The sequence below is a fragment of the Mitsuaria sp. WAJ17 genome (genome assembly GCF_014174515.1).
Classification (GTDB): domain Bacteria; phylum Pseudomonadota; class Gammaproteobacteria; order Burkholderiales; family Burkholderiaceae_C; genus Roseateles_B.
Window position 1 is genome coordinate 1 of record NZ_JACJUG010000092.1, and the last position, 923, is coordinate 923.

The 923-nt window shown below is 77.4% G+C and carries 1 protein-coding gene; it reads left to right on the plus strand.

The window, feature by feature from the left end; genetic code table 11:
• On the plus strand, positions 1–923 hold a 923-nt coding region (locus H5407_RS23500), incomplete at both ends, for a hypothetical protein (protein WP_183106909.1).

Consider the following 923-nt stretch of genomic DNA (forward strand, 5'->3'; position numbering starts at 1 on the left):
CCCCCAGCCGCCGCTTTGGCGGCGTGGTGCGCCGCGAGGACGAACCGGCCCCGCCCGATCAGCCCGGCGCCGCCCGCGAAGGCGAGTGGGCGCCGCAGCCCAGCAGCGTCAGGCAGCTGCAGGACAGCCCCAGCACCCAGGGCAGCCGGGCCGAGCCCATCCAGCCGCTCACCCAGGCCCGCGCCGAGGCCCTGCGCAGTGAATTGCCCGCCCCGCCCAGCGAGGTCGATCCCCGCATCACCCGGCAGTTGGACAGCGCCCCCCCGACGCCGGCTCAGGTGCAGGCGGCCCGGGTCGAGCCGCTGGCCCGCCAGCAGGATCACTTGCAGCCGGTGGCGCGCCCCACGCTGCCGGCCCAGGCCGCGCAGCGCCTGGACAGCCAGGTGAGCCCGGTGCGCATCGAGGCCCCGCAGCGCCTTGAGCGGCTCTCGACCCCGCGGCCCACCGAGCTCAGCGCGGTGCCGCCCCTGGAGGCGCCCGCACCGCGCGTGAGCACGCTGCCAAGCCCCAGCCAGCCCAGCCCCGTGACGCAGGCCGTCCGGCCCCAGGCCCTGGGTGCGCTCAGCAGCACGCCTGCCACCATCAGCGCCAGTCCCACCTTGAGCCTGCCCGAACGCTCGACCGGCCGCCTCAGCGCTGACAGCGTGCGCCCCGCAGACAAGATCCAGGCACCCGCCCTGGCGCCGCTGGCCGCAGAGCAGGGCGCTCGCGCCCAGGACTTGCCCGTCAGCCCTGGCCTGGCGCCTTCCGAACATGCCGTGGCCCAGCTGCCCGCCGAGGCAGCCAGCAGCGCGGCCCGCATCAGCGCCCCTCAGCCACTCAGCCGGCTGGCGCCCAGCGCTGCCGCACAGTCCAGCCTGCAGGGACTCAAGCCCCTGAGCGCGCCGGCCGAGCCGGTGAGCGGCGGGGCCACGGGGGGCGCC